The following is a 26382-nucleotide window of genomic DNA, read 5'->3' as shown; positions in this document are numbered from 1 at the left end:
AACTCACCAAATGTGCGTGCGCTTGTACGCCGAATGTGGGGTGGGGGTCAAGGCAAATGAAGAGGATGACCCGCAGAACGTCTTGAGAATGCCAGCATTATGCTGACCACCGAACTCCGAAATCCATCGATGGGCTCAGGCCGGACTTGTTTTATTTTCCACCATCAAGTCAGGAAATGGTTCCTGACACCTTTCTCCGCGCGATTGAGTCTCCTCGTATTCAGTATGATATAGTGTTACAACGTTTTAGCGCTAAAACGTTGTAACGCGGGGAGGAATATTATGGCGGACAGTCGTATGACGGTGTACTTGCAACCGAAGGTGTATCGAGCCCTGAAAGTGAAGTCCGCGACGACGGACCGATCCGTCTCGGAGTTGGTGAATGCCGCCGTCATCGAGGCGCTCCGCGAAGACGCAATCGATCTTGACGCGTTCGACAAGCGCAGCAAGGAATCAACCCGTCCGTTTGAACAGGTCCTAAAGGATCTCAAGCGTGACGGACTCTTATAAGCTTGTGATCAAGAAGTCGGCGGAACGGGAGCTGCGAACAATACCCAAATCCGACCTCCGGCGCATCACAGAGCGCCTACGAGGGCTTGCCGACACGCCACGGCCTCAAGGTTGCGAAAAACTGTCCGGGCACGATCAGTACCGTATTCGACAAGGAGACTACCGTATAATCTATGGCATCGACGACGAAGCTCGCATCGTAACTCTCGTCAAGGTGGGTCACCGCCGAGAAATCTACCGCTGAACGTGATACTCTCTCTCCTTTTCGTTTGCCATCCTAGATGACAAGACAAAGAACCCCGACCGCTTTAGTTTTGCTCGCGGACACGCGTCATCGTTATGTACCTTGTGTAGAGCGGCGGGGAGCGTACGTTCGCCTTCGCATCTCGTCGGCATTCAGCGGCTTCTCAGATCTACCACCGCGAGATCACGCAAATCTTCCATCAAGCGCGCATACCGCTTGAGAGAGCACGACAACGGTCTTCTTTCCTTGTCGGTTCGTCACATACTGTGCCTCGAAGTGTTCGTCTGGTTGATCGCTTCGAGAGCATGATAGCTTATTGCTCGCCTAGAGATGAGATATCGAGAGAGGAGCACGCCGTTGCATTCGACCTCTGTTATTCAGACATTGAACCAAGTGTAGAGTTCCCGCCTAGATGACTGTGCTTAAGCGTGCCTGATTGAAGCCTCTCTTCGATTTGTTTCAGGACTTCCATCAAAGCTTGAAGAACATGCCCCATCGGCTTCCTGATGAAGATCACAACATTCCGATTTCCACGTACCTGTTTTTATCTTTCACCCATCAAGTCAGGAAATGGTTCCTGACACCTTTCTCCACGCACTGACACCTTTCTCCACGCTCGAAATCGGCAGTACCACTTGAAGGCAACCGCGCTCTTTACTTGACCAGCACAACCGACAGCGTCTGGCCTTTGTCCGAGATCTTGGCCTCGATTCGGTCGCCGGGATTCGCTCGAGCGGGGACCTTTGTCTCGCGCGTAAGCTTCAGCTCGATCTCTTGGCCCGCCGGCGTGGTGACGAGATAAGAGCGATCGACGAGCTTCAGAATGTCCTCGCCACGAGCATCCTTCGCGATGTGAAATTCTCCCTCCACCGCTGACACCTGGCCTTTCACCGTGGTCGACGGATACGATTCCGATTGAGCCTGGGCCGCGCTGATCGAAGGAGATAAGGAGAGACTCAATACGCTGAGAACGATTGCAGTGGCAGAACGACCGAGGATCAGGTCGTGCATACGGCACCTCCGCATTCGCCCACCAAGCACATGGTAATGCAGCTTGGATGCCAAGGCGGCAGTCAACGCATATCCTTAACAACATGCGGACGCATACCAGCACGACTTCATGCGACATGTGCGCCATCGCACTGTGTGCACGGTGCGATGTGTAAGCACCTTCTAATATTAGGCTAATCCCCTCCTCATTTGCAGATGGTTTGATTACTATTCAGCCATTCATGAGATGCAGCGTGCACTGCCTTTGCACTTTTTTCATTCTTTGACTTATGGACATTTGACGTTCCTGCTCTCAGCATTACTCCTTCCAACTTGGTTCCGGATACAGGGACTTCTCGCCGCGTTACGTCTTCCAGTGAATCTGTAAAGTCCTCCCGATCACCGCAGTAAACAACTTCGCCATTTGTCACGCGCGGTATTTACAACTGCAGTAACACCATATGCCCCCCATTTCGGTATGTCCACGGCCTATCAGGAAAATGAACATCCTCATTCGGTGTCAGAACATATTCTCCGACCGGGAGTTTGCTGTATAGGACTTCTGACCATGACCCCCTTCCGATCACAACCGCCTTTCGACGACATCGCACCGGCTGAGCTGGATCGTATTGTTGAAATTGAATTCCCTGAAGGAGGGACTAATGAGCGCACGAGTAAATACGGTGTTTCGTACTGTTTTCGGGGTGGTGTTTTCCGGCTTGATCGCATTCAATGCTCAAGCGGCAACAGTCTATGACGAAGTGCTTCACGGCGATCTATCCGACAATCACTTAAGCCCGACTGCTGTTGGCCTCAGTGTGGGAGGGAACGTGATTGTGGGTTCTACCATTCACCAGCCGCTGGATCGCGATTTCTTCTCTGTTACCATCGGCGCCGGCCAAGTGTTGAATGCCATCGTGCTTTCGAGTTACACAACCACCGATGATCAATCATTTTTTGGCCTGGCGATTGGAAACGGCTTCGAGAACCTGGGGTTCACCGGTGTCGATAGCTGGGCTCTGATTGGCAGTACGCCAGGGGTTTCGGTTGGCAATAATTTGCTCGACTTCATTACCAGTGGCCTGGTAGGTCCCGGTGTCTTGGGTCCTAGCCTCCTAGGCCCTGGCGTCTATAGTTTCTGGCTGCAGGAAACAGAGGGCAGCACGACGTATTCGTTGGATTACCAGGTCGCCGCAGTTCCGCTTCCCGCCGGTCTGCCATTGTTCTTGTCGGGGCTTTTGGGCATCGGAGCGATGGCTCGCAAGACTATGTTAGGTTCCTCCATCGGGCGGCACAGCCGTCTCCTCAAGCGTGCAGCTCGGCATGCATCTGTCTGACCCGAGGAAGCAGGATATCTCCGGTTTTCGCTCCATCGCCTGATCGGACGTCATACTGCGCCGCTTGCGCTTACGGTAGCCACAGCGTGAATCGTGGGCACCAAATTCAACGTCGCCATCGCCCGGCGCAACTGGGCAGAATACATTGGCATGAGGATTTTGGGATGCACTGATTCACGAAACACTGAGGGACAGAGTTCAGTGGCAGGCGTGGCGGGAGGGATTGGAGCGACGACGGAATACAGCGGATCAGCAGAGCTTGTGGACGATGGCTGGAGGTTCATGATGTCTGCGGAAACAGTTGCAAGACTCTGCCTCTGATGTCCTCTCGGAAGAGAATTTCAATGCACGAAATTTTCCTGTCAACGAGGTCAAGAACCAACTGTCCGCAGGAAGGACTCAGAGAGAGGCTTTGGTGGTTCGGTCCATAAGCTCCATTGGGTTTAGGCGCCGTGTAGAGCGTGGCGCAGAAATCATCGCCGCAGCGGCACCGATCAACCAGCCGAAGTTTCGGAATTTGGGCGATCAGGTCCCGTTCATTCATTTTCCCAAGAAGAGAGGTTAACTCGTCCGCAAGGTCCGGCAGGCTTTCTTGCAGCAGAAGTGACACGGTGAATCGGCTGGGCTACCGCGAAGCACGTTCGCGGGCGTGGGTGATCTCGCGTTTGCCCACAGGGCGAACGTGGGCGGCTTCCACCGTGATGACCGCAGCAGTCTTCCCTTCCAGAGTGGTGAACTCCACCTCGTAGGCCTGACCATCTCCATAGACGTGCACCACCGTACCCACATCATCCGCCACAAGCCCTTCGGTTGGCACGGTCGCAGCCAGCACCACTCGATCATGCTCTTTAATCATGGTCATGACTCCTGAAAGGTGAAAAGGTGTCCCTTCACTCGACAATCCACCGGCCATGGGCTTTGATCGCGTCATACATGGCATCGGGAGCGAGATCCGCGCCATTCGCCCATTGGACAGTGCCCATCACCACACCCACCTGAGCAAAGACACTTGGGTCTCGTAGCGGCTCGAACACCGTTCCAGTCGTCTGAGGACCACTCAGAAAGTTTCGCATGTCCACCTCACCCGTGGCGCCATCGACAAACGCGACCCGCAACGAGAACTCAGGCATGGTGCTCACGGAAACAACCCGCCAAGGCACAACATGCCGGATGGCCGGTTCTACGTCAGAGGGTCTATCGGTTTTGGAGTTTTGAGTTGGCTGCATAAATTCCAGTCCTCCATCAGTTCGTCTCGATGATCGGTTGCCCATTCCAGGACAAGCGCCATGGCACGAGGGGCAGCGTTCCTCGCAAGATGCGTAAATCGCGCACATCGAAAACCGCCTCGTGCTCGCCATACAGCGCATGGAAATGCGGTGGATTATGATCTCGCCAAAACATTTGAATCACGATACCATAGAAAACACTGATCGTCGGCATGGACGGCCCTACTCCGATCTGAATCTGGTCACGTGCCTTCCAACCCTAGATCCTGCTGCCCTGGTGGGGCTGGCGCCTTCGGCAAATTTCGATCTTCAGACTGTAATCGTCATGTCCCCACTCGCAGCGGGAAAGTACCGTCTTGGGATCTTCTCCGGTTTGAATAACAGTCAGCCTTGCCACGAAAGGCAAAACACATGACCAAGAGCGGGAAAAGTCTCTTCGGTCAGGTTTTCAATCATACATTCGCCTGTTCAGCGTCTTTCAGCCGCCGGCTGACTGTCGCCGCATGAACGCCGAGATAATCCGCGATCTCGGCCAAGCGATAACCATACTGCCGATATGCAGTATGGATATGCTGCCTGACCTTTCCTTTGCGATCAAGCAGCACGCGGAGCGTAGGCCGTTAGGCCTGCGTCTGCCGCCGGGGAATGTCGCGAATTACGCAATTCGGTTGGTGCCGGGCGACGAAGTCCTCCGACCCGAGATAGATCTGGCCCTGTACCTGATCCCACGGAGCGGCTCCTCCGCGCCCCGCTTTCACAAAGTCCCGATATCGACTACAGGCGTCTCCTCGGCGCGTGCCGAACTGCCCCAGTATCCAGTCAGTGGTCAGCCAGTCCGGAGGGGTAAGCTCGTCAGCCGTCGCCCGATAACTACTCCAGCCGTACTGTCGCGGATGCAGGACCACTTTTTCCCGGATGGGATTCAAGACCACATAGCGACATAGCTCGAGCAGGTGAGCTTCCCTTCTCCACGAGAATGGCTTTGAACCGTCCCTGAAACAGATGGCCGACTCGCCGGGGCCGCCGGTTGTATCCCTGTGTGTAGAGTCCGTTGAGATGACGCATACCGAGAGACAAATTGGATTGAGGCGTTTCGAGGAGGAGATGATAATGGTCGTCCATCAGACAGTACCCATGACACAGCCAGTTGTAGCGCTCGATCACGCGGGCGAGAACCGCAAGCCAGTGCGTTCGGTCACGATCATTGGCGACGATGGCCTGTCATTTCCCCGACCGGTCACATGGTAGACGGCACCGGAAAATTCGATCCGTAGTGGACGGGCCATGGGGAGGGACTGTACCGCTCACAATGCACGATTGCAAGACCTGACCCCAATGCGGTCTTCCCAGCCTCTGGATGTTTTTTGACTTGCTTCAGAGGTCTCCCTGCCCTCTCATGACCCTATCCGGCAACTTTAAACTTTAGGCAATTGGCAAAGAGAGTTACCGATCTTTAGATCCGAAAACAATCATTCCAAAGGAGGGGTGGCGGGAAAAAGGTATGACCTATAGAGGAAATACCAGTATTTTTCAGAAAAGATATAACAGTGTATCTACTCGGATAACTAAGTGCCATTTCTAGAATTACCGGGCGGCGCGGCCGTCTATCATGTGACGAGTCACGGCAATGCCCGGCAGAAGATCGTGGGAATTCGATGCGAGGCAGTCTGGCCATGGCGCAGAAGCCTACTCAGGATAATGCTGACCGCAAGACCTGAGCCCAGACAAACAAATGATTGTTTCAAATGATTTTCACTGTCAGCTATGCATAGTCCGCTTTGCGACACCCCACCGTTGAAACAAGTTTCTGCATTTTGATGCAATTTTGTCCTTATCAAGCGCGCCATCGATGATGAACTGTTTCACGTCCAGACAACAATTTGGTTGTTTATGGTAAGCGTTGTTTTTGTCGTCCCAATAATAGATCTCAAGGTAGACGTCTTCTTTAGCATCATCGGAAATTGATATTCCGCAGTTAATAGATTGTTTGCCCTTATAGAAGGAGAAATAAAGACAATGCCAAATGCCTTGGTCCTCATACCTATCATAGCCAGGGCCCCAGAGATAAAAGCGTGTTGGACTGTATAAATGTTCCTCAGCAATAACCTGCACCTCCTTCAACAACCGGAGAATTGCATCACCTGTGGAGAATGCCTTTCGCCCTCTATTGACAATGCCGTCCCGTCTGCCTTTTGAAATGGCACTTAACAAGCGGCCGAAATGCTGAATATCTGTAAGCGATACGGACTCATAGGCCATATTTGCCCTCGACAAATATTTTAGAAAGTTAGCGATCAGAAACTTGTCTACCTTGTTTCCTTTACCTGATGCCTGCTGGAGTGCAAGATACAAATCCTGCCAGCGCAAAGCGGCTATGGCATTCATGCTTAACCATTTTAGCGAGACTTCTGGATGATCCCTCGTGATAACGACAATACAATGATCGCAATCCCTTTTCTTTTTCGAATACTTCTTAAGTTGTCGATCAATCAAGGGGGCGGCTAACTTGTTCTCAATTATAAAAACAGGGATTTTCGCTTTACTTTGATTCTCTAGTTCTGGCGAGATGTAGATGTCATAACGAGAGTCTTGATCGCTAATCTGTGTTGCACATTTCCAGTTTATGTTGATCGGCGGAATTCTTCCGAGACCGCACACCAACCAAAGCTTCTGCAGTATTGCTTGCTGAAACACAGGAGAGTATGTAAAGCACGCTTGAAATGCATTTGTGAGACTGTCCTCTGCATGTCTTCTCATTCCGAGATGACCTACAGCTGTGAACAGGTCTCGCTGAACAGGAAAATTATCTAGAGCCATGTAATTGTGCTTTTTCTTATACCAGATCCGACGAGATAGAAAGGAGCTGCCATTCTTATGTTCCCACTTCGTCTATACTTTAAAGTTTCGCTGTCCATCGACGATCTCGAGACAGCAATATGCGGGGGATTGAATCCATCCGTTGCCGGTACAGTCATTCTGATTCTAAATCCATTTAATTCATGTGATTGAATATTGCTTCACCAGCCCTGTCAGCGTCATATTCTCCGCGATCACGTCGTGGGGTATGAGAACATACTTCCATGGCTTGCCGCCGTTGCTCAGAGCGTGAGCGGTGGCGCGGCTGCACCAGAGGACAGCGGCCTCTTTCTTCGCCAACACATCGGGTGACGTCATCTCGTTCTTGGCTTTGGGTTCGAGCATGTAGATACAGTCTGTTGTCTCAGCGACAAAATCGGGTTGGTAGTCATGGTGCGAAGCGCCATGCTTATATGTGATTTGAAATTGGCCTGAGGCAGGCCGGAACCACTTCTGCGAATCCCGGTCGTGAAGACAAAAAGGTGAAGACAAAAAGGTGTCAGGAACCATTGTTTAGTCTTTCGGTGACCGTCCCCTCTCTCGCAGCGTCATGCCGAGATTCCATCTCGTCACCATCTGCTTCGTCCATGGCTCGCTTCAAAACGGTAGACCCTTCACGACTGCGGCGAAGCGCTTCGACCTGCTCGTGGTGCTCATCGGCGTTCACCCACTCCATCTGGGCCGGGGCAAGTCAGGAATGGTTCCTGACACCTTTCTCCGCGCTCTGACACCTTTCTCCGCGCTAAGGCCGCCTCGCCATTTCTACAAACCGGCACAGGCCGTTCGCCAGCTGCATCTGTCTTGGTGTCCAGCATTGAGGGTCAAGAAGTGCGGGGCTTGCGACGATGAACGTGGCACAGCGTCCACGCGACGTAGCCACATTAAGCCGGTTGAGAGAATAGAGAAATTCCATCCCGCGAGGCGCATCCTCGGGAGACGAAGTGGCCATCGAGTAGATGACTGCCGCACAGGTTTGCCCTTGGAACTTGTCCACAGTCCCGACCGGAACGCCCCGTGGCTGGAGACGAGCAGCGAGACGGTTCACCTGGGCGTTGTACGGCGCCACGACCCTTAAGTCAGCCGCGATAAAAGGGCACGTCTTCCCATCCTGATCCACCCACCTCGCGCCTATCAGTTGATCCACCAGTTCCGCGACGGCCCTCACTTCCTCATCGGACGAGCTGCGATTGCCGTCGTGCGCCACGGCGATCCACCAAAGCCCCGCACCATCGAAGACCGCTGTCCCGGTAAGCCGTTGAACGGCCAGAGATGGAAGGGGTTTTAACTTGCCGGCGTAGAACAACTCCGAGGTGAAGCTGCAGACCGCCGGCGCTAGGCGCCAGGTTTCCGGCATGAAAATGCCTCGATCAGTCGGCATCGTCTCGCTCCCACCGAGGACGTGAGCCAGTGCCGAGACCCCGACACCCTCCGGATGGCTCGCCTTCTGCGGCTGATCCAATTGCTGCGGATCGCCGAACACGACGACACTCATCGCTGCTGATGCTACTGCCAGCGTGTTCGCCAGCGAGAATTGTCCGGCTTCATCGACAAACAGCAAGTCTACCGACTGCGTCGCATGCTCGCTCGCCCAGAGCCAGGCCGTTCCGCCCAGCACTTCGATCTCCCGACTGGTGATGGCGGCAATGGCTGATCCGTTATCCTTAAACGGCGTCACACCATCAGCAAGGTTCCCCTCGTCGTCCACTTTGTGGCCAAGCCGGAGTTCCTTCCCTTCGTTTCGGCCTTGCTTCTCGATCTCGGCGAGTAAATTCTGGATGACTTTGTGACTGTTCGCCGTCACGCCGACCCGCATACCGGCCCCTACCGCTGTACGAATCATGCGTGCGCCCGCATACGTCTTCCCAGCCCCGGGCGGCCCTTGAATGGCCAGCGTTGTTCGATCCAGCTCGGTGACGATTCGGACTGCGAAGTCCGCTGCGGATTCGTTCAGGCGAGGATTGAACTCGCCTTTGCGGAGTCGCGGAGGACGCCGGTAAAGAAGGTCTGCGCCGGCGGAGAGCTGCTGATAGCCCGCCGCATGCAGATTCGCCGCAAACCGCATCACGGACTCTTGCTGCCGTTCCATACCGAACACATCATTCGAAAACACCGACCGGGGATGGTCCTTGCCTGAGTTACGGCCGCGCTTCACGTCTATGGTCAGCGCCGTTCGGTCGAGCTTCAGTACCTCGCCAAAGGCCTGACCGTCGAGCCGCTTCAGCGTATCGCCTTCAGTAAGTTCCACCTCCTGCAGCGGGAACCGATACCGGTGGATGATACTCCCGGTCGGCTTCCCCTTCTTCCCCAGAAAGGGTCCGACCTCGACGACATGCTGAAGACCGGTAAGCGCTTTTGGTTCGTCGATCAAGTCTTCTTCCGGAAGGTCCTTTAGTCGGAAGTATTCCCACCAGTTTGCTTTTTCTTCCCGATGGTGCCAGTCGATCAGAAAAGCCAGCAGCCATCGGGGATGGTCGGGATGGTGGGGGTCGGTCGCTGCCTCCGGTGAGAGGCCGTCAAGCAATTCGGCGCGAAGGGCCTCTGCGCGTGCGGTGCGATCGTCTGGGTCCTTTTTTTCGGCCTCTTTGGTCGTTGGCCGCAGCACCTCTACCCCGTCTTCGATCTGACGCGTCCGCAGACCTTCCAACCACTCTCGCAACCGCCATGTGGAGACGACGTCATCGCGGTTATATTCTTCGACGATCTGCCGCGTTTCTTCTGAAATAGTGTCCGGGTCGCCAATTTCTAACGCGATCTCGATCGCGATGCGGTGCGTTGCCGCGTCCCGCAAGGCGATCACTCGCTGGTATCCGAAGTACTGCTCGAGCTCTTTGATCGAATAGCTCTCGACACCGGCGCGTACTGCCTGCCGAACGGCCGCATACAGATCGACAAAGCATTCACCCCGCAACAGGTCATCGAGCGCGTCCTGTTTGATCGCATAACGGCCTGCGAGACGCTTGAGAGCCGTCGGCTCGTACGGCGCAAAGTGATAGATGTGGAGATGGGGGTCTACTGTCCGTGCGTGCTGGATCGCATCGATCAATGCTTCAAAGGCCGCTTGTTCCTCCATGGTATCCATGGCCCACCAGCGCCGATACTCAAAGTCTCCGGTAGCGGTGACGTGACCCAGCCCAAACAGATACTCATGCCCGCCCTCACGGACAAAGCGTGCTCCCTCCAGGTCGAGAAAGAGATCGCCGGGGGATGGTTCGGGCAGGCGGCAAAGCCCCTGGGCGGGGACGACCGGCAGCACCTTGAAGATCGGTTCCTTCTTTGTCCTCTGCTCAAGCTGCACCTGCGCCTGCTCGACAATCCGGTTGTACGTGTCAGCTGTGCCTCGGGACGGCTTGAATGTGACGGGAACGGGCATCACGGCTGCGGCCGCCAGCGTCGTCACGCCGCGCGATACCAATTCGGTGCGCTGAGAGAGGCCCACGCCGGCGATGAAGGAAAGGTGATCGTCATCCCGGCGTCGCTTGTTGCAGCGCTCCCACCAGCGACAGACATCACAGTGCTCCACGGGATCAGGGTAGGTCTCTGTCAGGAGCACATCGGGCCCTTTTCCCAACACCTTGAGCATCCGGGCGCGCACCATGCGGAAATACGCGGCATAGTCCGCGAGACGATACGGCTGGACGATAAAATCCTTCCCGGGGGTGACGACGAAGAAACGCTCGGGCGCGACGCCTTGGATCTCGCCCAGCAGGTCGGCATAGAGTGCAAGCTGCAGGATCGTCCCTCCTCTCGTCTCACGCGCCAACTTCGTATCATAGGGCTCATAGTAGAAGTCGCCGAGACTCGATCGCCTTCCAGGTGGACAAGGCTCCTTGCGCAGGACATCGGCATAGCCAATCCAGCCCTGGCCGGCAAACGCTCCCTGGCAGATGACGTCCGCTCCAGATTTGAGCGCTACGACGGTTTGCGAGACGCGCTCGTCAGGTGCCGCATCAACTGGTATCTCGACTACGGTGAGTCCTTGCGCGCGCAGATGTTCGACGTAGGCTCGCTCGTGTGCAGCGCCCTTCTCCCGCAGCAGCGTGAGTGCCATATCGAGCAATGCGGCGGGCGCCTTAAGCTTTCCCATGGCAGCAGCCAGGTCCAATGCACTACGATGCCGGCACGCCAGAAAGTTCGACAGATCCGTTGCGGCAAAAACTGCTGTCTTGTCAGTCATGTGCATGGTTTCTTTACCCTTGTGGAATAGCCCAGCTTAGCGTCCGGCGTTTTGCCTCGTTGCGATAGGGCAACGCACATGAGCGCAGCTGAAACGCATACCGATTCCCCCTAAAGAAAGCAATCCTTCTAAAGCAAGAACGTCTGTCATCTTGAGCTCATGGTCTTTGAACGATCAGTGATGCAATGCCCGTTTTCACCCGAGACTGCCGAGATCTTCCGCCACGGCTACGGCGGGGCTCATCGAGAGCACTGCCAGGAGCATCACTATTTTTTTCCACATGGCCGCCTCCTTCCACATGCCGGACTCCATGATCATGTAGCGCATTGTGGCAGAGCACTGTGACATCTGAGGTCACAGTGGGACACGCTCTGGATGAATGTATCGGGTTAGGGGTTGCGAGCTGGGGGGATTTTCGGATGATGAAGGCGCGAGGCAGGCACCGGAGCCAGTCCCCTACCCTCCATCCAAGTCAGTGCGGAGTGCTGAGAATACCAGAGTAAGAGCTATTGACGTATGGCCTGAGCGGTCCTCAGCCTTTTAGTTGCAGCAGCAGTCAATGACTAATAGGTTGGGGAATCAACTTGCTCGTCGTTTCGCGATTAGTGCTCGCACGGCGGGAACCAGATCGGTGGGAATCTCCATGACCGTTTGGGTCTTGTCTTCAATGGCGGCCTCATCTTCTGCCACTGCTTCTTGGTCGGACTGCTCTTCATAGTGAGCCAAAACTCGGCGGACTCTCGCTTCATCCCAGCCCCGCCCTCGTCTGTCCGATCGCTACCCGCGCGCCTTCTCTCCCTGGACGGTCCTCTCCTGGGTGTCTCAATACATTCTCTACCTCCCGTTCGTCAACTTGATGACCATAGACGTGAGGCAAGTCTGTTTCGAGGTCAACATAGAAACGAATATTCATTCTGCACGCCCTGATCCGCGCTATCCATTACCCAAACGACTTCCTGAGCTCAGACATATCGTGTTGACTGTAACGAAAGCAAATTCGAAAGTGCAGGAATGGTTTATTTATTGAGGTTTTTGAGGACTGAGGAGTGCCCATGGGGTCATCGCTGCTCCCTCTGTCTGGTTCCTTCTTTAATCGCCCCCGATTCACCTGATGCCTTCGCGCTTGGCGAGTTCGACCGGAGGAGCGAGGCATCCACCGATGCTGAGCGTATTCCGCGACATGGGGTGCTCTTCATCGCTCAGTTAATCCTCCACCGCTTATGAGCAAGTGATCGAAAGCCCTGTGCGACTTTCGCCAAAGCAGTGGGGCCCCGCCCGGCGACCTGAGAAGGAAAGCTGGAACTGACCGAGGAACACGGTTGAGACAACCGTGACCGAGGGAATTCCAGAAGGCTTCCGCTCGGACCGCCGTGGAAGGGGTGCTGCGAGAGGCGACGGAGCACGACGCTTTCGATCACTTACCCTCTATTTTCCATCCTGTCCTCTATGGATTGCCGGCGATTGGTAGTGTTGAATGGTGATGAAATTGACATATGCATAGACTATGCATACCATTGGTAGCATGCGTACCACGTTGGATCTCAACCAGCACTTGATCGAGCAGCTGATGAAAGCGACTTCGGCCAAGACCAAGACTGAAGCCATCCATCTTGCCGCTCACGAACTGATTCGGAGAAAAAAACTCGATCAGTTGAAAAACCTGAGCGGGAAAATCCATCTCGATCTCGATTGGAAGCAACTCGAGCAAGTCGAAGTCCGTCATCAAACCTCCCTCAAACGCCGCCGACATGGTCATCGCTGATACCTCCGTCTGGATTCCCTTCTTTAACCCCCGATTCACCTGAAAAGGCCGCCCTGGACCTACTGATCGATGCCGATGACGTCGTACTCGTTGGGGTCGTCTTGGCTGAGCTACTGCAGGGATGTCGGACATCCTCTGAACGGGCGGTGCTTTCCGAAGCCCTTTCGGCTTTACCGTATCGGGAGATCAACCGGTCTATTTGGGAGCAGACCGGCGACCTTTCCGCTCAGTTGCTCCGCAAAGGAGTGACATTGCCGTGTCCGACCTCATCATTGCAGCGCTGGCTCTGGAGCAAAGGCATTTAGTGTATAGCCTCGACATGCACTTCAAAAAAATACCGGGTATTCGTTTCTACCAACCGACTGCACGGTGATTTCAAGACGGCACACGACTCCATATCGTGCAGTTTATCTTCCCTGGGTCGGGCTCATAGAGTGTAATGATCTTCAACACACCGGAATCAACATAGGAAATCTGGATCTTTAAGGGGGGACAGGCACCGACTGCATCGGAGTCAGTCCCCCTACCGCTTTGCGAGCTGGAGTCTTCCACTACCCGCCAGCAAGTGATCGAAAGCCCTGTGCGACTTTCGCCAAAGCAGTGGGGCCCCGCCCGGCGGCCTGAGAAGGAAAGCTGGAACTGACCGAGGAACACGGTTGAGACAACCGTGACCGAGGGAATTCCAGAAGGCTTCCGCTCGGACCGCCGTGGAAGGGGTGCTGCGAGAGGCGACGGAGCACGGCGCTTTCGATCACTTACCCTCTATTTTCCATCCCGCCCCATACGGATTGTTCGGCGAGTCGTATCGATAGGGACTGCCTGCGCCGAACTTGTTGTTCATGGAATCCGGTGAATAGGGCGAGCCGTAACGGCCGAACTGATTGCTGGTCGAATCCGGATCGAAGGGATTCGCGCTGAGCTTGCCCCGGTAGTTGCCCTCTTGATCGTACAGTCTGGGTGCGTCGGTGGCGAACGGACTGGTCGCGGACTGGTTGCTGAACGGACTGCCGTACGGGCTGAACGGATTGTTGATGCCGTCCGGCGCGAACGGGCTGCCCTTGCCAAACTGGTTGGACGTTGAATCGATGCCAAACGGGTTGGCACTGAGATAGCCGAGATCTTCCGCATGTAACACGTCCGGAGCGGCGAGCAGAGCGAGCAACAAGAGACCGATCGTTGGCATGGCGTTCCTCCATCTTCATCAGCTCAAGGTTGAAGAGGTGCCGTCTCCCTGCGGCGGGTTCGGAACAGGCGGAGCCTGCTCTTCGGCCGGCAGCGGCTCCTTTTTCCCGGCCGGTTCGCGCCGAAACGCGGCAATCCGTTCGGACAGCCGGTTGAATGTGCCGTCGACCTGTCTTCTACAGAACGACACGGTATTATCGCCGGCGATCCCGAGCGATTCACCGGCTACCCACACGTCGTGATCGGCGCCCAGGTAGAGAAACGTCCAGCCCTGCTGTTCGAAGTCCTTGATCATGTCGAACACCTGTTTGTGCCGGTATTCCTTCGAGGCGTTTTCCAATCCATCCGTCAGGATGACGCACAGTTTCTTGGTTTCGGCGGGAGCCGCCGGCCTCTCGGCGGTGAGCGTGCGGCCGATGGCATCGTAGAGCGGGGTCGTATCGCAAGGCCGGTACGTTTCGACGTCCAGATCGGACACGGCGGACGGATCAGCGCCCTGATACCGGATCTCGGTTTTGCCGGAGTTGAAGAGTGTCAGGGTGACACGGGTGTTGGCAGGCTCCTGCCGGAGTTTCGCGAGATATTGGTTGAAGCCGGCGATCGCCGCGCCCTTGCAGGATTGCATCGATCCGGTTTCGTCGAGAATCAGCGTGACGTACAATGGCTGCGGGACGGAATCGGTATTCCCACTCCGGTTGTCATGCATACGATCACCTCCAGGTTTGTGGTTCAGCGGCGGCCATCATAGAGGTGAACTGTGACATCGGAGGTCACTCGTCTCAAAGAGTCGAACGCTCCGTGTTCTTTCAGCGGCAGGGTCGAATCGCTGGAATAGATCGCTGGGGACGACTTACTGAGGAAGGAGGATGAATCGCCCAAGCCGAGCAGGTCTATAGACTTCGAAGTCTCGACGGTCAAGGGTGAAGATCTGCCTAATCCGCTCGCGTTCGGCCACCGCCACGAGAGCTGCGTCGGCTAGATCCATCGGAAGATCTTTGTACTTTTTCATCAGCTCCCTCATCCTTGAGACCTCTTGGAGTTCAAGAGCAAGGAGCACGATCACACCTCGTTCGAGCATCTCCCAAAGCGCTTCCTGTGCTCTCCATGAAAAGCTCAACAGATACATTGCTTCGGTGAACGCCGGCCACACAGTACCTAACGGTTCACTGACCGATCGCAGGGCCTCAACACAGCGCTCGTGATGCCTGTCATCTTTGTGAATCAAGGCAATGAGCGGTCCTGCATCTATCAAGACCATCGTCAGGCTGTTCGGTGGCTATTGGAGAGCATTAGGCGAAATGTCTTCCCGGTGTGGGAGGATAAATCGGAAGGGCCCCCGTGCACGCTTCCGATCAAATCGCGTGCTTTTTCATAGGGACGCTCCCGCTCATCTTGTGCCTCAACTTGCTTCGCAAACACCCCGATCGCATCTCGTATCACTTCCGATTTCGTCCTCCCCCGCTTCCTGGCGAGTCGTTGAATCAACCGTTCCGTTTTGACGTCAACTCGTACTGTTAGCGGCATGATGCGGTTTCACTACTAATATTGTTGTATGACAGGACTGTACTACGGCTTTCGATTTCTCGCAAGATCGAAGTTCGTCTCGGCCGGTGAACGGAATGGTTGTATGTATGCAGAGTCGAGGACAGACGAGTGCCAACCAGACAGATGTAACCACTCAGTGGTTTCCGTTGCAGAATGTTTTTCGCTTCTTGCGTGACGGTAGTATTTCCGCCGCCTCCGCGAGTTTTAATTGCTCCGGGCAAGATGAGCGATCTTTTTCGCCTCCGACGATACCGCATCGGCGAGTGAGGGGGGACGCAGCACCCGGACACCGCTGCCGAAGCTCAAGATCCATCCCAATAGCTCGCGCGTGTCAGCCACCGTCAGCGTCATCCGCAGCCGGCCGTCTTTGAGCGGTTTGGTCGTCTGGCTGGGATGCCACGTCCGGTCCTTGACCCACACCGCGGTAGCACGGTCGAACAGCAGTTCCACGGTGATGCGAGGCCCCCGCATGACGGTCAGTGAATCCTGAATGAACGCATCGAGGTCGAACCCCAGCGGCATTTGATAGGGATGGTCTGTCGCCGCCACCGCGCGCATGCGTTCGACGGCAAACATGCGCGGCTCTTTGCGCAGGTGGCAGTATCCAACCAGATACAGCCCACCCGATGCGTACCAGAGCCGATAAGGATCGATCTCCCGCCGCGTCATACGCACGCGTGAGGCGGAGAAGTACCGGACCTGAACCGTACGATGACTTTCGATCGCCCGGGTGAGCTTATCGATGGTCTCCCGATGCTGCCGGTACATCTTGTGCGGCCCTAATCCAACCGCAAAGACATTCTGTATATGGTCAACATAGTCCAACGAGGCGGCCGGCAGCAGACGCGAGGCCTTGGCCATTGCGGATTCCAGCGCCGTTTGAATCTGCGTGCCGGCCAGCGGCCTGAGCAGAGAGCGGCTGATGACCAGCGCCATGAGTTCGGTCGGTGAGAACGACAGCGAGGGAGCCTGGCGAAACCCGTCCATCAACCGCCAGCGGACCCGGCCGTCGCCCCGTTCGTTCACGAGAGGAAAGCCTGCCGCTTCGAGCGCTTCGAGATCGCGCCGGACGGTTCGTGGATGCCGCAGATAGTCGGCCGGCAGGCGGTTGACGATGTCTTCGAGCGTGACGCCCCCTGGCGATTCAAGGAGCCTGAGCAGATACCACTGTCTGGTCACCTGATCGTTTCGTGGCATGGAGTCAGAGTGGTTCAGACCTCATCGTGACGCATGGTCATCCCTACGAGAAACCAGATCAGCCGATGCGCGCCGGCAATGAGCGGACAGGGTCACCCATCCATTGTTCGGAATGCAATCATTCGGAAGGAGGGTCTGAGCAAAAAAGAAAGAAGGAAAGAATCTTTCAGGCAATTGCCGGTAATCTTACGAGCAGTTCGGCTGTAAATGTATCTTTTTGGATGCTGGAAGGCACCGAAGACAATGGACGATGTTGTGCGTTTTAACGGCCGGATGGGACTGCATTGGCTGCTTGTTCGATGGCGGCGAAAATCTTGGCACACGTGTCCGGGGCGAATTCGTGTCCGTAAAAACGAAGGAATACGCCCTTTCGCAGGTTTTCGATTGTGACCTGCGGATCTTGCTCACGCAGAGATGCTTCCACAAGCGCGCGTGCGGTGTCTCGCATGGAGCATCCCATTATGAGGCGATGAGGCGCTCTTCGCCGGTGCGCTGCATCAGCAAGGTCTGGTACCGCTCCTCCATGTCGCGCGACGTATCCTTCATGCCTGGACCTCCTGGTAGAGCACAGCACAAGCTGGGTAATCGCATATTTCTTCCTAGTCAGGAATCCGCATCAGCCATTGACTTCGAATCTGCACGCAAGACAGGGACAGGCACCGACTGCGCCGGAGCCAGTCCCTCTAGGCGGCGTGCGAGGCCGCTCGTTCCAACAAATCGTGTATGAGTGTCTGATATGGCTTCCCCTGCTTGGCCGCCATTTTTCGAAGCCGCTCTAAAAGACGCGGCGACAACCGAATGGCAATCAATTGTTTGGCCAGACCACTTGTCGGTCTTCCAACTCTTCGCATGCGACGTAACTGTGCGTCCGTCAGTTCAGGCATATCTGAGAAATCGATCTTAGAGTCCGGAATATGCTTCGCGCTCACGACGGCTCGCTTGCCGCGCGTTGATGATCCTGATTGTTTCTTTCCCATGTTCATCACTCCGCAATGTGTAGACGACAAATACAATCCTTCCTCTTACTGACTGCCCTATACGTCGACTCTCCCTGATCCTCAAACATTCCCCTAGCCAGCAACCCCGCCCCGGCCATTGACTTCAAATCTGAATGGTGGCTATTGTGCCTGCCGTTTTTGCCCTTCGGGAGGCGCGCTGTGGGGCAATACGAATCTGGGATACGCGTCACACCTCACGCCCGAGAGCCACACAGAGGGGAGCGCCGATCCATGGACAACTCCGACGACGACAATACCGACAATACATTGGGCCGCCGGTCGTTCCTGAAAGCCAGCCTGGCAATGGCCGCAGCGCTCGCGGCCTGCAGCAAGGACGACTCCAGCCCACCACCGGCCTCATCGACACCCTCATCGACCTCGACAACTCTGTTTCCAGGTGAACCAGACCCGGCCGACCTGACCGCTCCCGGTGAACTTCCGCCCACCGAGATCCCCAACCCGTCGCGCTTCTTCGGACCGGATCCGGTGTTCACCGGCGGCACGCCGCCAGCGCCGGCCAACTTGATGCAATCCTTCAAGCATGTCGTCGTCCTGCAATTGGAAAACCGCTCGCTGGATAACTTATTGGGCTATCTGTATCCGAAAGACGTGAGCCCGCAGGGTCAGCCCTTCGACGGCGTCGCAACGAAGAATTTGTCCAATCCGATCCCGCCCTATGCGCCGGGATCCGGCCAAGGGACGATCCCCGTGTCCAAGGCGACCGGCCTGTTAAACCCAGTTGTGGATCCGGCCGAGCAGTACGGCTCGGTCAACGTGGCGCTCTACAACGCGTTCAATCCGCTGACCAACCAGTTTGCCAAGACGGAGGCAGACTATGCCACGCCGTACAATGTGCCCGACCAGGGCGCGTTCTTTCCGCCTCCGATGACCGGGTTCATCACGTCGTTTTATTGGAGTCTGCTTTCGATGGGAAAGGCCGGAACCTACGAGGAATATTCGACCATCATGCAGATGTACCCGCCGAGCATCGTCCCGGCGATCAGTCAACTGGCTCAGAACTATGGGGTATGCGACAACTGGCATTGCGCCGTGCCCAGCCAGACCTATACCAATCGTGCCTTTTTCCACGCCGCTTCGTCATCGGGATTCGTCATCAATACGCCGTCTATACGCTGGCCGTTCGAGAATACGGCGCCTGTGATCTTTCAGTCGCTGACCGACGCCAACCATACCTGGACCATCTATTATGACGGCTTCGATATCGTGCCGCTGACGCGGCTGTTGCACTATCCGACATTGGGCGACTTTCCAGATGCCGCGCCCTACTTCAAAGACATGACCTCGTTCTACGACGACGTGGAGAACGGCACCCTGCCGGACTATACGTTTATCCAGCCGCGTTTTCTTCTGGAGACGAACAGCTACCATCCGGACTACGGCGCACCGGCCGTGAAGCGCGGTGAGATCCTCGTCAATGACATCTACCAGGCGATCCGCAATTCGAATTCACCGAATGGGAGCAACTGGCTCAATACCCTGTTCATCATCACGTTCGATGAAGGCGGAACCTGCTATGACCACGTGCCGCCCCCGACGGCGGTGCCGCCTGGCGACGGGTACGCCGATCAGGATAATTTCCCGTTCAACCGGCTGGGACAGCGCATCCCCACAATTCTGATTTCCCCCTGGATTCCCAAGGGCACAGTGTTCAGTACGCCGCTGGATGCGACCACGCTGATGAAGACGCTGGAGGAGAAGTTCGGTCTCGACGCATTGACCGCACGCGATGCGGCCTCGACCAGCCTATCGGCACTTCCCTGCCTGCCCACCCCGAGGACTCGCGAGGACATGCCGCGCTTGCGATTGCGCAAACTGTCGCCTCAGGAAGCGGCGAACGACGGGCTGAATCCTCCCGGAGCCGTGGCGAGGGATCTGGTGAAGATGGTCAACGCCGTCGCGACCGGCAGCTCCGACATGCCGCCGGGAGTCCATACGATCAACGATTCGATCGAGTTCCTGAAGCAGAACAGGCCGGCGTGACACTGAGGCTGATCACTTCTTATCCCAGAACTGAATCTGTTTTGAGGCGGGGGCGCCGAGGTTGGAATCCGGATAGTCGGTCTCGACTTTGATGATCTTGCCGTCCGAGGACAACTCCGTCTTCGACGTGCCGATCTCTTTGCCTTCGTACTTGATCACGTTGACGGTATGCAGGTCGTCGATCTTCGTGATGCCCATGGTTTGACCGGACGTCTTGCCATCGATCATGACCGGAGCATCCTTGCCGTTCAGCGGCGTGACGACCGTCGTATAACTCGCCCCCGGCGCTCCGGGACCGATCACCGTGTACATCAGCTTCCAGCCTTCGCTGACCTCTTCGATGTTCAATGTCAGCTGACCTCCCGGCTCGGGCTCCCGAAGAATCCATGTCCCGACCCATGGATTGTCGGACGCGGCCGCTACAATAGCACTCAGGCTCAACAGATAGACAGCTAGTATGAGGCGTGTCACCGGTCCTCCTGATTCGTCTTGCGGCCGGGGCTTCCTGTTCTATGCCCGCGGCGGAACACACTCGGCGTGCAGCCGGCGCGCCTTGCAGATCTGATAGCGGCCGTTTTCCGCCCAATACCTCAGCGATTCATACACGTCCGACCATGTGTTGAACGAATTCGCATCGAGCTTCTTCTTTCCCACGCGGCGGTCCACTCCAGCTCGAAGGACTTCTCCGGTTTCCGCATCGGTAATCTTGGCTTCGATGACGGCCTCTCCCGTAAAAGCCGGCTTCCCGGTGGCGACGGTCTTGATCACCGATCCTGCCGCCAGCGCATTCATCGGCGCCGGGATCGACGACACGACGTCCAACACCGGCCAGGACTCTTCCAGGTGGGTGATCGCGACTTGCGCCCGCAGGGTCTTCGGGCCGGTCTTGTCGACCATCTCGAAGTCCTTGGACAGTTCTTGGTAGATCAGTGCATAGAACGTGTCGGCGATGACCTGCGCTTCCTTTTGCGAGACGCCTTTCATCTTCGATTCCGGGCCGCGGAAGATCAACACGGGGTCCAACAAAATCTTGGTGTACGAGTTCGGCGGCAGCGTGGCAACCTTGGGATTCTTATAGATCAACAGCGATTCTCCCAAATCCTCGTTGCCGTGCGACATCATGGGATACATATCTTTCATGAAACCCAGGTTATCGACGGTCCGTGCCTGCTTCGTCGCCGCGCATCCGCAGACGATGAGAACCATGGCAACGAGCATCATGCGTTGCAGCGACATCATGTAGTCCCTCCATGAAGGAATGAACGGCAAGACCGCCTGCGCCGGATTGCCGATGCGGCGGCACGCCGGAAGCTTACGAGGGTGTAACAGCCAATTGCAATACCACTAAGGAAAGAAGAGGAGGAGACAACTGTGCATGCGGTCACAAGACTTACGCGCGAAGCTCGGGGCACATTATAGAGATAGAGCCCAACCGCATGGTACTAATCAACGACCAAGAGATAGAGGCATAAGGAAATGGCGCGTCTATATAATGGAGCGAACTAACGGGGATCGGGACGAAAGGAGACAGGCTATGCCTAATCTCGCCCTGGTGACGGGTGCAAACAAGGGGATCGGCCTGGAGATCGTCAGGCAATTGGCGGCCAAGGATTGGCGGGTGTTTCTCACCGGCCGGTCGCGCTCGCAAGTCATGGATGCTGCCGCCTCACTTGGCCCATCCGTCACGCCGATCGTGCTCGACGTCACCAGCATCAGCAGTATCGAATCGGCCTTCAGAACTGTGTCCCAGGAGACGGACCATCTGGACGTGCTGGTGAACAATGCCGCAATCGCGGATGACGATGATGGTTCGGTGTTCGACCTGCCGGCCGAACGTCTTCATCGGATGTTCGAAACCAACACGATCGGGCCGCTGCTCATGATCCAAGCCTTCCTGCCGTTACTCCGCAGCAGTCAGTCCGGGCGGATCATCAATGTATCGAGCGGAGCCGGCCAACTTTCGGAGTTGGGCACCTGGGCGCCGGCCTACAGCATTTCGAAGACGGCGCTCAACGGCGTGACCAACCAATTCGCCTCGGCATTGACCGGCGAGAACATTCCAGTCAATTCGGTTTGCCCCGGCTGGGTGAGGACTGACATGGGAGGAAGCGACGCGCCGCGTTCGGTCGAACAGGGCGCGGACACGATCGTTTGGCTCGCGACCGAAGCGCCTCAGTCCATGACGGGACAGTTCGTCAAAGACCGCAAGGCAATTCCCTGGTAACCCTAGAAGTGCTGAGAACTTTGCGAAGATGCAGGCTAAGTTCAATTGCCTTGAGATGCCATCGTTCTTCTTAATATCAATTCCACGCATTTCGAAATGGTTGCATTGAATATTTCAGTTGCTTGCTTGCACAGCGTTGACTTGACGTTTGCAGCAGCCTAGACTTCACCCGCCTTGAGCGGATCACATATGGATCAGGAATCGCTCGTACAAATTCGAGAGATAGTTGGAGCGGCTACAGAATCGCTGCGGGCCGACCTCACCGAAACGCTTCGAGCCAACATTACGGAAGCAAGACATCATACCGGCGTTCTCACTGAAGGCCTCAGGCAAGATCTCCGGTCAACTGCGGAGTCACTTCGAACCGATATTGCCGGCACTCGCGTCCTGACCGAAGAGCTCAGACAAGATCTTCAGTCAACGGCCGAGTCCCTTCGAGCCGATATTGCCAGCGCTCGAGACCACACGGAAATCCTCACTCAAGGGCTCAGACAAGATCTTCAGTCAACGGCCGAGTCCCTTCGAACCGATATTGCCAGCGCTCGAGACCACACGGAAATCCTCACTCAAGGGCTCAGGCAAGATCTTCAGTCAACGGCCGAGTCCCTTCGAGCCGATATTGCCAGCGCTCGAGACCACACGGAAATCCTCACTCAAGAGCTCAGGCAAGATCTTCAGTCAACGGCTGAATTGCTTCGAACCGATATTACTGAAGCGCAACTCCATGCCGATGTCCTGACCGAAGAGGTTAAACAAGATCTTCACACGACGGCAGACTCACTTCGGGCAGATATTGCTGACACCCGGCGCCACACGGGTGTTCTGACTGAAGAGCTACGGCATGAACTCCAGTTGGTCGCCGAGGGATTTCAGATACATCTGGATCAGCTCCATGTTCAGGAAAGATCTCATCTTGATGAACAATTCAGGGAAACCCGCGCCCTCGTCCAGCTTTCTTACGGGCAAATACAGGAACGAGTTGAGCGACTCGAACAGCGCGTTCGAACCATTGAGCAAGATCGCTGATTTACCGCTATACCAGCAGCCCTAGCTATCTACATTTCGACATCACCTGCGCTTGATACCAGCTAAAACACAGTAGACTTGACCACAGCGGCGAGGCGTCCGCCCGGCTGAGCCGCGTTCCTTACCTTCAGTCGAAGGTGGAATGGCCGCCGCGCGACTTGTGCCGAAGCGCGGGACACCGTACGGTAAGCCGATGCGGTCGTGCCCCACGACGGCGAGCATTGTTCGCCGGTCCGTCCTGCACAGCATCGGACGGACCAAGTTGCGGAGCCGAGCAGAGGCGAAGCCCGTACGGCCGAGCTGAGGCACCGGAGCGTGCGGGCGTCCACCGAGTTTATCCTTTGCGTGCACCTCTCCCCTCCCATTAGAATGAACCTACATCCCATGGGAGACCGCATGAGCGACGACAATCGCGCGCCTCAACAATCGCAAACCGATAGCGACCCCGAGGAAACACGCGAGTGGTTGGAATCGCTCGACTATGTGCTCAAGGCGAAGGGTGCGGATCGTGCGTCCTATCTCTTCGGACGGCTCCGTGAACGACTAGGCTCCCAAGGAACGAAGGTCTCCGCCCCGCTCAATACACCCTACGTCAATACGATTCCTGCTGCGCAGGAGCCGGCCTACCCCGGCAATCTGGAAATCGAACGCCGCATCCGCAGCTTCATCCGTTGGAACGCCATGGCCATGGTCGTCAAGGCCAACAAACAGCATGCGGGTATCGGCGGACACATCTCCACGTTCGCTTCGGCTGCTACCCTGTACGAGGTCGCCTTCAATCACTTTCTTCACGGTAAAGACACGGAGGGTGGAGGCGACCTGGTGTATTTCCAGGGTCATGCCATACCTGGCATCTATGCACGCGGGTTCGTGGAGGGACGTCTGTCCGAAGAATCGTTGCATCACTTCCGCCGCGAGCTGAGCGACAACGGCAAGGGGCTCTCGTCTTATCCGCATCCGTGGCTGCTGCCCGACTACTGGGAATTTCCCACTGTTTCGATGGGGCTCGGACAAATCATGTCGATCTACCAGGCGCGCTTCAACCGGTACCTCCAAGATCGCGGTTTGAAGGATACGAGCCGCCGCCGCGTGTGGGCATTCGTGGGCGACGGCGAAACCGACGAACCGGAGAGTCTCGGCGCGATCACGCTGGCTTCGCGGGAGCGGCTCGACAATCTGATTTGGGTGGTCAACTGCAATCTGCAGCGGCTCGACGGGCCGGTTCGCGGGAACGGCAAGATCATCCAAGAGCTGGAAGCCATCTTCCGCGGCGCAGGCTGGAATGTCATCAAGGTGATCTGGGGAAGCGACTGGGATCCGTTGCTCGCGAAGGACGATGAAGGGATTTTGGTGAAGCGGATGGGCGAGGTCGTCGACGGCTGGTATCAGAAGTACACCGTCGAAGGCGGCGCCTACGCCCGCAAACACTTCTTCGGGACCGATCCAAAGCTCCTCAAGATGGTGGAGAATCTCTCGGACGAGCAAATCCACAAGATGATGCGCGGGGGCCACGATCCGAAGAAAGTCTATGCCGCCTACAAGGCCGCCGTCGAACATCGCGGGCAACCAACAGTGATCCTGGCCAAAACGATCAAGGGATATGGATTGGGCGAGGCGGGCGAAGGCCGCAACGTCACCCACCAGCAGAAGAAGATGAACGAACACGAGCTGCGCGAGTTTCGCACGCGGTTCGGCGTGCCGGTTCCGGATGACCAGCTCGGCTCGACACCCTTTTTCAAGCCGCCGGCCGCCAGCCCGGAGGCCGCGTATCTCGTCGAGCGCCGCAAGGCGATGGGCGGCTTCCTGCCGGAACGGCGCGTGAAGGTCGAATCGCTCGAAACGCCGAAACTGGAGCAACTCAAGGAGTTCATCGAAGGATCGGGAGACCGCGCGGTGTCGACCACGATGGGGTTTGCCCGCATGTTGGGCCGATTACTCGGCACGAAGGAATTCGGCAAGCATCTCGTGCCGATCATTCCCGACGAGGCGCGCACGTTCGGGCTCGAAGCGCTGTTCCGCCAATACGGCATCTATTCGCATGTCGGCCAGCAGTACGAACCGGTCGACAAGAGTTCGCTGCTTTATTATTTCGAAGCCACGAACGGACAGATTCTCGAAGAGGGCATCACGGAAGCCGGAGCCATGTCGTCGTTCATTGCCGCAGGCACCGCTTACGCCACGCATTCGCTCAATACTATTCCACTCTATATTTTCTATTCGATGTTCGGCTTTCAGCGCGTGGGCGACCTGATCTGGGCCGCTTCCGACATGCGAGCGCGCGGCTTCCTGCTAGGTGCGACGGCAGGACGCACGACGCTCGAAGGTGAAGGCTTGCAGCATCAGGACGGACAAAGCCATCTGCTGGCCGGCGCGTTTCCTACGATGGCGGCCTATGATCCGGCCTTCATGTTCGAACTCGCGGTCATCTTGCAGGACGGCATGAAGCGCATGTATCAGGATCAGGAGGAGTTGTCGTACTACATCACCCTTTATAATGAGTCCTATCCGATGCCGGCCATGCCGGCGGGCGCAGAGCCGGGAATTCGCGAAGGAATGTACTGTTTCCGGCCGGCGCCCGAGCGCCGCGGACATCGTGCGCATCTATTGGCAAGCGGCCCGCTGGTCAACGAAGCGCTGCGCGCTCAAGATCTATTGCGTGAACGGTACGGCATTGCCGCAGACGTGTGGAGCGTGACCAGTTACAAAAACCTGCGCATGCAGACGCTCGAAGCCGAACGCAGAAACATGTGGCACCCTGACGAGCCGCCGCGCGAGAGCTACCTGCAAAAGACCGTTCGCTCGTTCGACGGACCCTGCGTGGCCGTGAGCGACTACGTCCGGCTCGTCTGCCAGCAAATCTCGCCATGGATTTCCGGCGGTCTACTGGCGCTTGGAACAGACGGCTTCGGCCGAAGCGATACGCGCAAGGCCCTGCGCCGGTTCTTCGAGATCGATGCCGAGCATATTACCGTGGCAACGCTGTATGCGCTTCACCGCCGGGACGGAAAGGTCACGGCCCAGATCGTCCGGCAGGCCGCGCAGGATCTGGGTCTGAGTCCGCATGACGATGCGCCTTGGCACCGGTGAACAGGTGAGCGCACAAAGGATGA

The 26382-nt window shown here is 56.4% G+C and carries 27 protein-coding genes and 1 pseudogene; 8 read left to right on the top strand and 20 right to left on the bottom strand.

Features of this window, described 5'->3' with window-relative positions; translation table 11 throughout:
* Positions 1–282 precede the first annotated feature (282 nt).
* Positions 283–510, top strand: a complete 228-nt coding sequence (locus tag W02_RS17650; protein ID WP_173050091.1) for a CopG family transcriptional regulator — start codon at positions 283–285, stop codon at positions 508–510.
* A complete protein-coding gene (locus W02_RS17645) occupies positions 494–754 on the top strand; it encodes a type II toxin-antitoxin system RelE/ParE family toxin (protein ID WP_173050089.1) in 261 nt (86 codons plus the stop codon). Before W02_RS17650 ends, W02_RS17645 begins: the two co-directional genes overlap by 17 nt.
* A 654-nt stretch (positions 755–1408) precedes the next feature.
* On the opposite strand, the gene W02_RS17640 is transcribed toward W02_RS17645, so the two are convergent.
* Positions 1409–1765, bottom strand: coding sequence for a hypothetical protein (locus W02_RS17640; protein WP_173050087.1), 357 nt, complete (start codon positions 1763–1765; stop codon positions 1409–1411).
* A gap of 641 nt (positions 1766–2406) precedes the next feature.
* Here W02_RS17640 and W02_RS17635 point away from each other — a divergent pair.
* On the top strand, positions 2407–3081 hold the full coding sequence (locus W02_RS17635) for a VPLPA-CTERM sorting domain-containing protein (protein WP_173050085.1): 675 nt from the start codon (positions 2407–2409) through the stop codon (positions 3079–3081).
* 625 nt (positions 3082–3706) lie between these two features.
* Here the strand turns inward: W02_RS17635 and W02_RS17630 are convergent.
* From W02_RS17630 to W02_RS17600, 9 genes and pseudogenes are all read right to left on the bottom strand, one after another.
* The gene (locus W02_RS17630; RefSeq protein ID WP_173050083.1) at positions 3707–3937 is read right to left on the bottom strand and encodes a DUF4926 domain-containing protein; all 231 of its coding nucleotides are present in this window, start codon (positions 3935–3937) and stop codon (positions 3707–3709) included.
* Between the two features lie 34 nt (positions 3938–3971).
* Entirely contained in the window at positions 3972–4220 is a 249-nt protein-coding gene (locus W02_RS17625) for a DUF2442 domain-containing protein (RefSeq protein ID WP_197742055.1), read from the bottom strand.
* 41 nt (positions 4221–4261) lie between these two features.
* Positions 4262–4482, bottom strand: a pseudogene (locus tag W02_RS17620) (DUF4160 domain-containing protein).
* 277 nt (positions 4483–4759) lie between these two features.
* Positions 4760–4912: a helix-turn-helix domain-containing protein gene (locus tag W02_RS22245; RefSeq protein ID WP_197742053.1), complete on the bottom strand. Its 153-nt coding sequence runs from the start codon at positions 4910–4912 to the stop codon at positions 4760–4762.
* A 15-nt stretch (positions 4913–4927) separates the two neighbouring features.
* The gene (locus tag W02_RS21340) at positions 4928–5233 is read right to left on the bottom strand and encodes a hypothetical protein (protein ID WP_197742255.1); all 306 of its coding nucleotides are present in this window, start codon (positions 5231–5233) and stop codon (positions 4928–4930) included.
* Positions 5178–5471, bottom strand: coding sequence for a transposase (locus tag W02_RS21635; protein ID WP_232068588.1), 294 nt, complete (start codon positions 5469–5471; stop codon positions 5178–5180). The genes W02_RS21340 and W02_RS21635 overlap by 56 nt, the downstream gene beginning before the upstream one ends.
* Before the next feature lie 594 nt (positions 5472–6065).
* The gene (locus W02_RS17610) at positions 6066–7124 is read right to left on the bottom strand and encodes a PD-(D/E)XK nuclease family protein (protein ID WP_173050079.1); all 1059 of its coding nucleotides are present in this window, start codon (positions 7122–7124) and stop codon (positions 6066–6068) included.
* A gap of 180 nt (positions 7125–7304) precedes the next feature.
* Complete coding sequence (locus W02_RS17605; protein WP_173050067.1) at positions 7305–7508, bottom strand: hypothetical protein; 204 nt, start codon at positions 7506–7508, stop codon at positions 7305–7307.
* A 397-nt stretch (positions 7509–7905) separates the two neighbouring features.
* Complete coding sequence (locus W02_RS17600) at positions 7906–11337, bottom strand: TM0106 family RecB-like putative nuclease (RefSeq protein WP_173050065.1); 3432 nt, start codon at positions 11335–11337, stop codon at positions 7906–7908.
* Between the two features lie 1522 nt (positions 11338–12859).
* Here W02_RS17600 and W02_RS17595 point away from each other — a divergent pair.
* Entirely contained in the window at positions 12860–13099 is a 240-nt protein-coding gene (locus W02_RS17595) for a type II toxin-antitoxin system VapB family antitoxin (protein WP_173050063.1), read from the top strand.
* Between the two features lie 751 nt (positions 13100–13850).
* On the opposite strand, the gene W02_RS17590 is transcribed toward W02_RS17595, so the two are convergent.
* The 8 genes from W02_RS17590 to W02_RS17560 all read right to left on the bottom strand — a co-directional run bounded on the left by W02_RS17590 (position 13851) and on the right by W02_RS17560 (position 18000).
* Entirely contained in the window at positions 13851–14282 is a 432-nt protein-coding gene (locus W02_RS17590; protein WP_173050060.1) for a hypothetical protein, read from the bottom strand.
* Between the two features lie 18 nt (positions 14283–14300).
* Complete coding sequence (locus W02_RS17585; RefSeq protein WP_173050058.1) at positions 14301–14987, bottom strand: hypothetical protein; 687 nt, start codon at positions 14985–14987, stop codon at positions 14301–14303.
* 144 nt (positions 14988–15131) lie between these two features.
* Positions 15132–15539, bottom strand: a complete 408-nt coding sequence (locus tag W02_RS17580) for a type II toxin-antitoxin system VapC family toxin (protein WP_173050056.1) — start codon at positions 15537–15539, stop codon at positions 15132–15134.
* 2 nt (positions 15540–15541) lie between these two features.
* Positions 15542–15805, bottom strand: coding sequence for a CopG family ribbon-helix-helix protein (locus tag W02_RS22240; RefSeq protein ID WP_173050054.1), 264 nt, complete (start codon positions 15803–15805; stop codon positions 15542–15544).
* 225 nt (positions 15806–16030) lie between these two features.
* Positions 16031–17023: a YafY family protein gene (locus tag W02_RS17570; protein ID WP_173050052.1), complete on the bottom strand. Its 993-nt coding sequence runs from the start codon at positions 17021–17023 to the stop codon at positions 16031–16033.
* Positions 17024–17285: 262 nt separating this feature from the next.
* Positions 17286–17471 (bottom strand): hypothetical protein, encoded by a 186-nt coding sequence (locus W02_RS17565; RefSeq protein ID WP_173050050.1) that lies wholly within the window; start codon positions 17469–17471, stop codon positions 17286–17288.
* Between the two features lie 11 nt (positions 17472–17482).
* Positions 17483–17614, bottom strand: coding sequence for a hypothetical protein (locus W02_RS21835; RefSeq protein WP_255458529.1), 132 nt, complete (start codon positions 17612–17614; stop codon positions 17483–17485).
* Positions 17615–17706: 92 nt separating this feature from the next.
* Positions 17707–18000 carry a BrnA antitoxin family protein gene (locus W02_RS17560; RefSeq protein WP_232068587.1) on the bottom strand — a complete coding sequence of 98 codons (294 nt, stop codon included), beginning with the start codon at positions 17998–18000 and terminating at the stop codon, positions 17707–17709.
* A 252-nt stretch (positions 18001–18252) separates the two neighbouring features.
* Between W02_RS17560 and W02_RS17550 the strand changes: the two genes are divergently transcribed.
* Entirely contained in the window at positions 18253–20022 is a 1770-nt protein-coding gene (locus W02_RS17550; protein ID WP_173050044.1) for an alkaline phosphatase family protein, read from the top strand.
* 12 nt (positions 20023–20034) lie between these two features.
* On the opposite strand, the gene W02_RS17545 is transcribed toward W02_RS17550, so the two are convergent.
* Together W02_RS17545 and W02_RS17540 are read right to left on the bottom strand one after the other, a co-directional pair.
* A complete protein-coding gene (locus tag W02_RS17545) occupies positions 20035–20493 on the bottom strand; it encodes a hypothetical protein (RefSeq protein ID WP_173050042.1) in 459 nt (152 codons plus the stop codon).
* Positions 20494–20532: 39 nt separating this feature from the next.
* Positions 20533–21261 (bottom strand): DUF3313 domain-containing protein, encoded by a 729-nt coding sequence (locus W02_RS17540; RefSeq protein WP_173050040.1) that lies wholly within the window; start codon positions 21259–21261, stop codon positions 20533–20535.
* Positions 21262–21556: 295 nt separating this feature from the next.
* On the opposite strand from W02_RS17540, the gene W02_RS17535 reads away from it, so the two are divergent.
* The 3 genes from W02_RS17535 to aceE all read left to right on the top strand — a co-directional run bounded on the left by W02_RS17535 (position 21557) and on the right by aceE (position 26359).
* Entirely contained in the window at positions 21557–22246 is a 690-nt protein-coding gene (locus tag W02_RS17535; protein WP_173050038.1) for an SDR family oxidoreductase, read from the top strand.
* 189 nt (positions 22247–22435) lie between these two features.
* A complete protein-coding gene (locus W02_RS17530) occupies positions 22436–23272 on the top strand; it encodes a hypothetical protein (protein WP_173050036.1) in 837 nt (278 codons plus the stop codon).
* Between the two features lie 396 nt (positions 23273–23668).
* Entirely contained in the window at positions 23669–26359 is a 2691-nt protein-coding gene (gene aceE / locus W02_RS17525; RefSeq protein WP_173050034.1) for a pyruvate dehydrogenase (acetyl-transferring), homodimeric type, read from the top strand.
* Positions 26360–26382 lie beyond the last annotated feature (23 nt).

This window comes from Nitrospira sp. KM1, from assembly GCF_011405515.1.
Lineage (GTDB): Bacteria > Nitrospirota > Nitrospiria > Nitrospirales > Nitrospiraceae > Nitrospira_C.
This window is presented reverse-complemented; position numbering and strand designations above follow the sequence as displayed.

Coding starts and splice junctions, on each gene's coding strand:
- W02_RS17560 (WP_232068587.1), bottom strand. CDS start 18,000: ATGGGAAAGAAACAATCAGGATCATCAACGCGCGGCAAGCGAGCCGTC.
- W02_RS17610 (WP_173050079.1), bottom strand. CDS start 7,124: ATGGCTCTAGATAATTTTCCTGTTCAGCGAGACCTGTTCACAGCTGTA.
- W02_RS17600 (WP_173050065.1), bottom strand. CDS start 11,337: ATGACTGACAAGACAGCAGTTTTTGCCGCAACGGATCTGTCGAACTTT.
- W02_RS17630 (WP_173050083.1), bottom strand. CDS start 3,937: ATGATTAAAGAGCATGATCGAGTGGTGCTGGCTGCGACCGTGCCAACC.
- W02_RS21835 (WP_255458529.1), bottom strand. CDS start 17,614: ATGCGATTACCCAGCTTGTGCTGTGCTCTACCAGGAGGTCCAGGCATG.
- W02_RS17635 (WP_173050085.1), top strand. CDS start 2,407: ATGAGCGCACGAGTAAATACGGTGTTTCGTACTGTTTTCGGGGTGGTG.
- W02_RS22240 (WP_173050054.1), bottom strand. CDS start 15,805: ATGCCGCTAACAGTACGAGTTGACGTCAAAACGGAACGGTTGATTCAA.
- W02_RS17565 (WP_173050050.1), bottom strand. CDS start 17,471: ATGCGAGACACCGCACGCGCGCTTGTGGAAGCATCTCTGCGTGAGCAA.
- W02_RS17605 (WP_173050067.1), bottom strand. CDS start 7,508: ATGCTCGAACCCAAAGCCAAGAACGAGATGACGTCACCCGATGTGTTG.
- W02_RS17595 (WP_173050063.1), top strand. CDS start 12,860: ATGCGTACCACGTTGGATCTCAACCAGCACTTGATCGAGCAGCTGATG.
- aceE (WP_173050034.1), top strand. CDS start 23,669: ATGAGCGACGACAATCGCGCGCCTCAACAATCGCAAACCGATAGCGAC.
- W02_RS17640 (WP_173050087.1), bottom strand. CDS start 1,765: ATGCACGACCTGATCCTCGGTCGTTCTGCCACTGCAATCGTTCTCAGC.
- W02_RS17530 (WP_173050036.1), top strand. CDS start 22,436: ATGGATCAGGAATCGCTCGTACAAATTCGAGAGATAGTTGGAGCGGCT.
- W02_RS17580 (WP_173050056.1), bottom strand. CDS start 15,539: ATGGTCTTGATAGATGCAGGACCGCTCATTGCCTTGATTCACAAAGAT.
- W02_RS17550 (WP_173050044.1), top strand. CDS start 18,253: ATGGACAACTCCGACGACGACAATACCGACAATACATTGGGCCGCCGG.
- W02_RS17650 (WP_173050091.1), top strand. CDS start 283: ATGGCGGACAGTCGTATGACGGTGTACTTGCAACCGAAGGTGTATCGA.
- W02_RS17585 (WP_173050058.1), bottom strand. CDS start 14,987: ATGCATGACAACCGGAGTGGGAATACCGATTCCGTCCCGCAGCCATTG.
- W02_RS17535 (WP_173050038.1), top strand. CDS start 21,557: ATGCCTAATCTCGCCCTGGTGACGGGTGCAAACAAGGGGATCGGCCTG.
- W02_RS17590 (WP_173050060.1), bottom strand. CDS start 14,282: ATGCCAACGATCGGTCTCTTGTTGCTCGCTCTGCTCGCCGCTCCGGAC.
- W02_RS17540 (WP_173050040.1), bottom strand. CDS start 21,261: ATGATGTCGCTGCAACGCATGATGCTCGTTGCCATGGTTCTCATCGTC.
- W02_RS17570 (WP_173050052.1), bottom strand. CDS start 17,023: ATGCCACGAAACGATCAGGTGACCAGACAGTGGTATCTGCTCAGGCTC.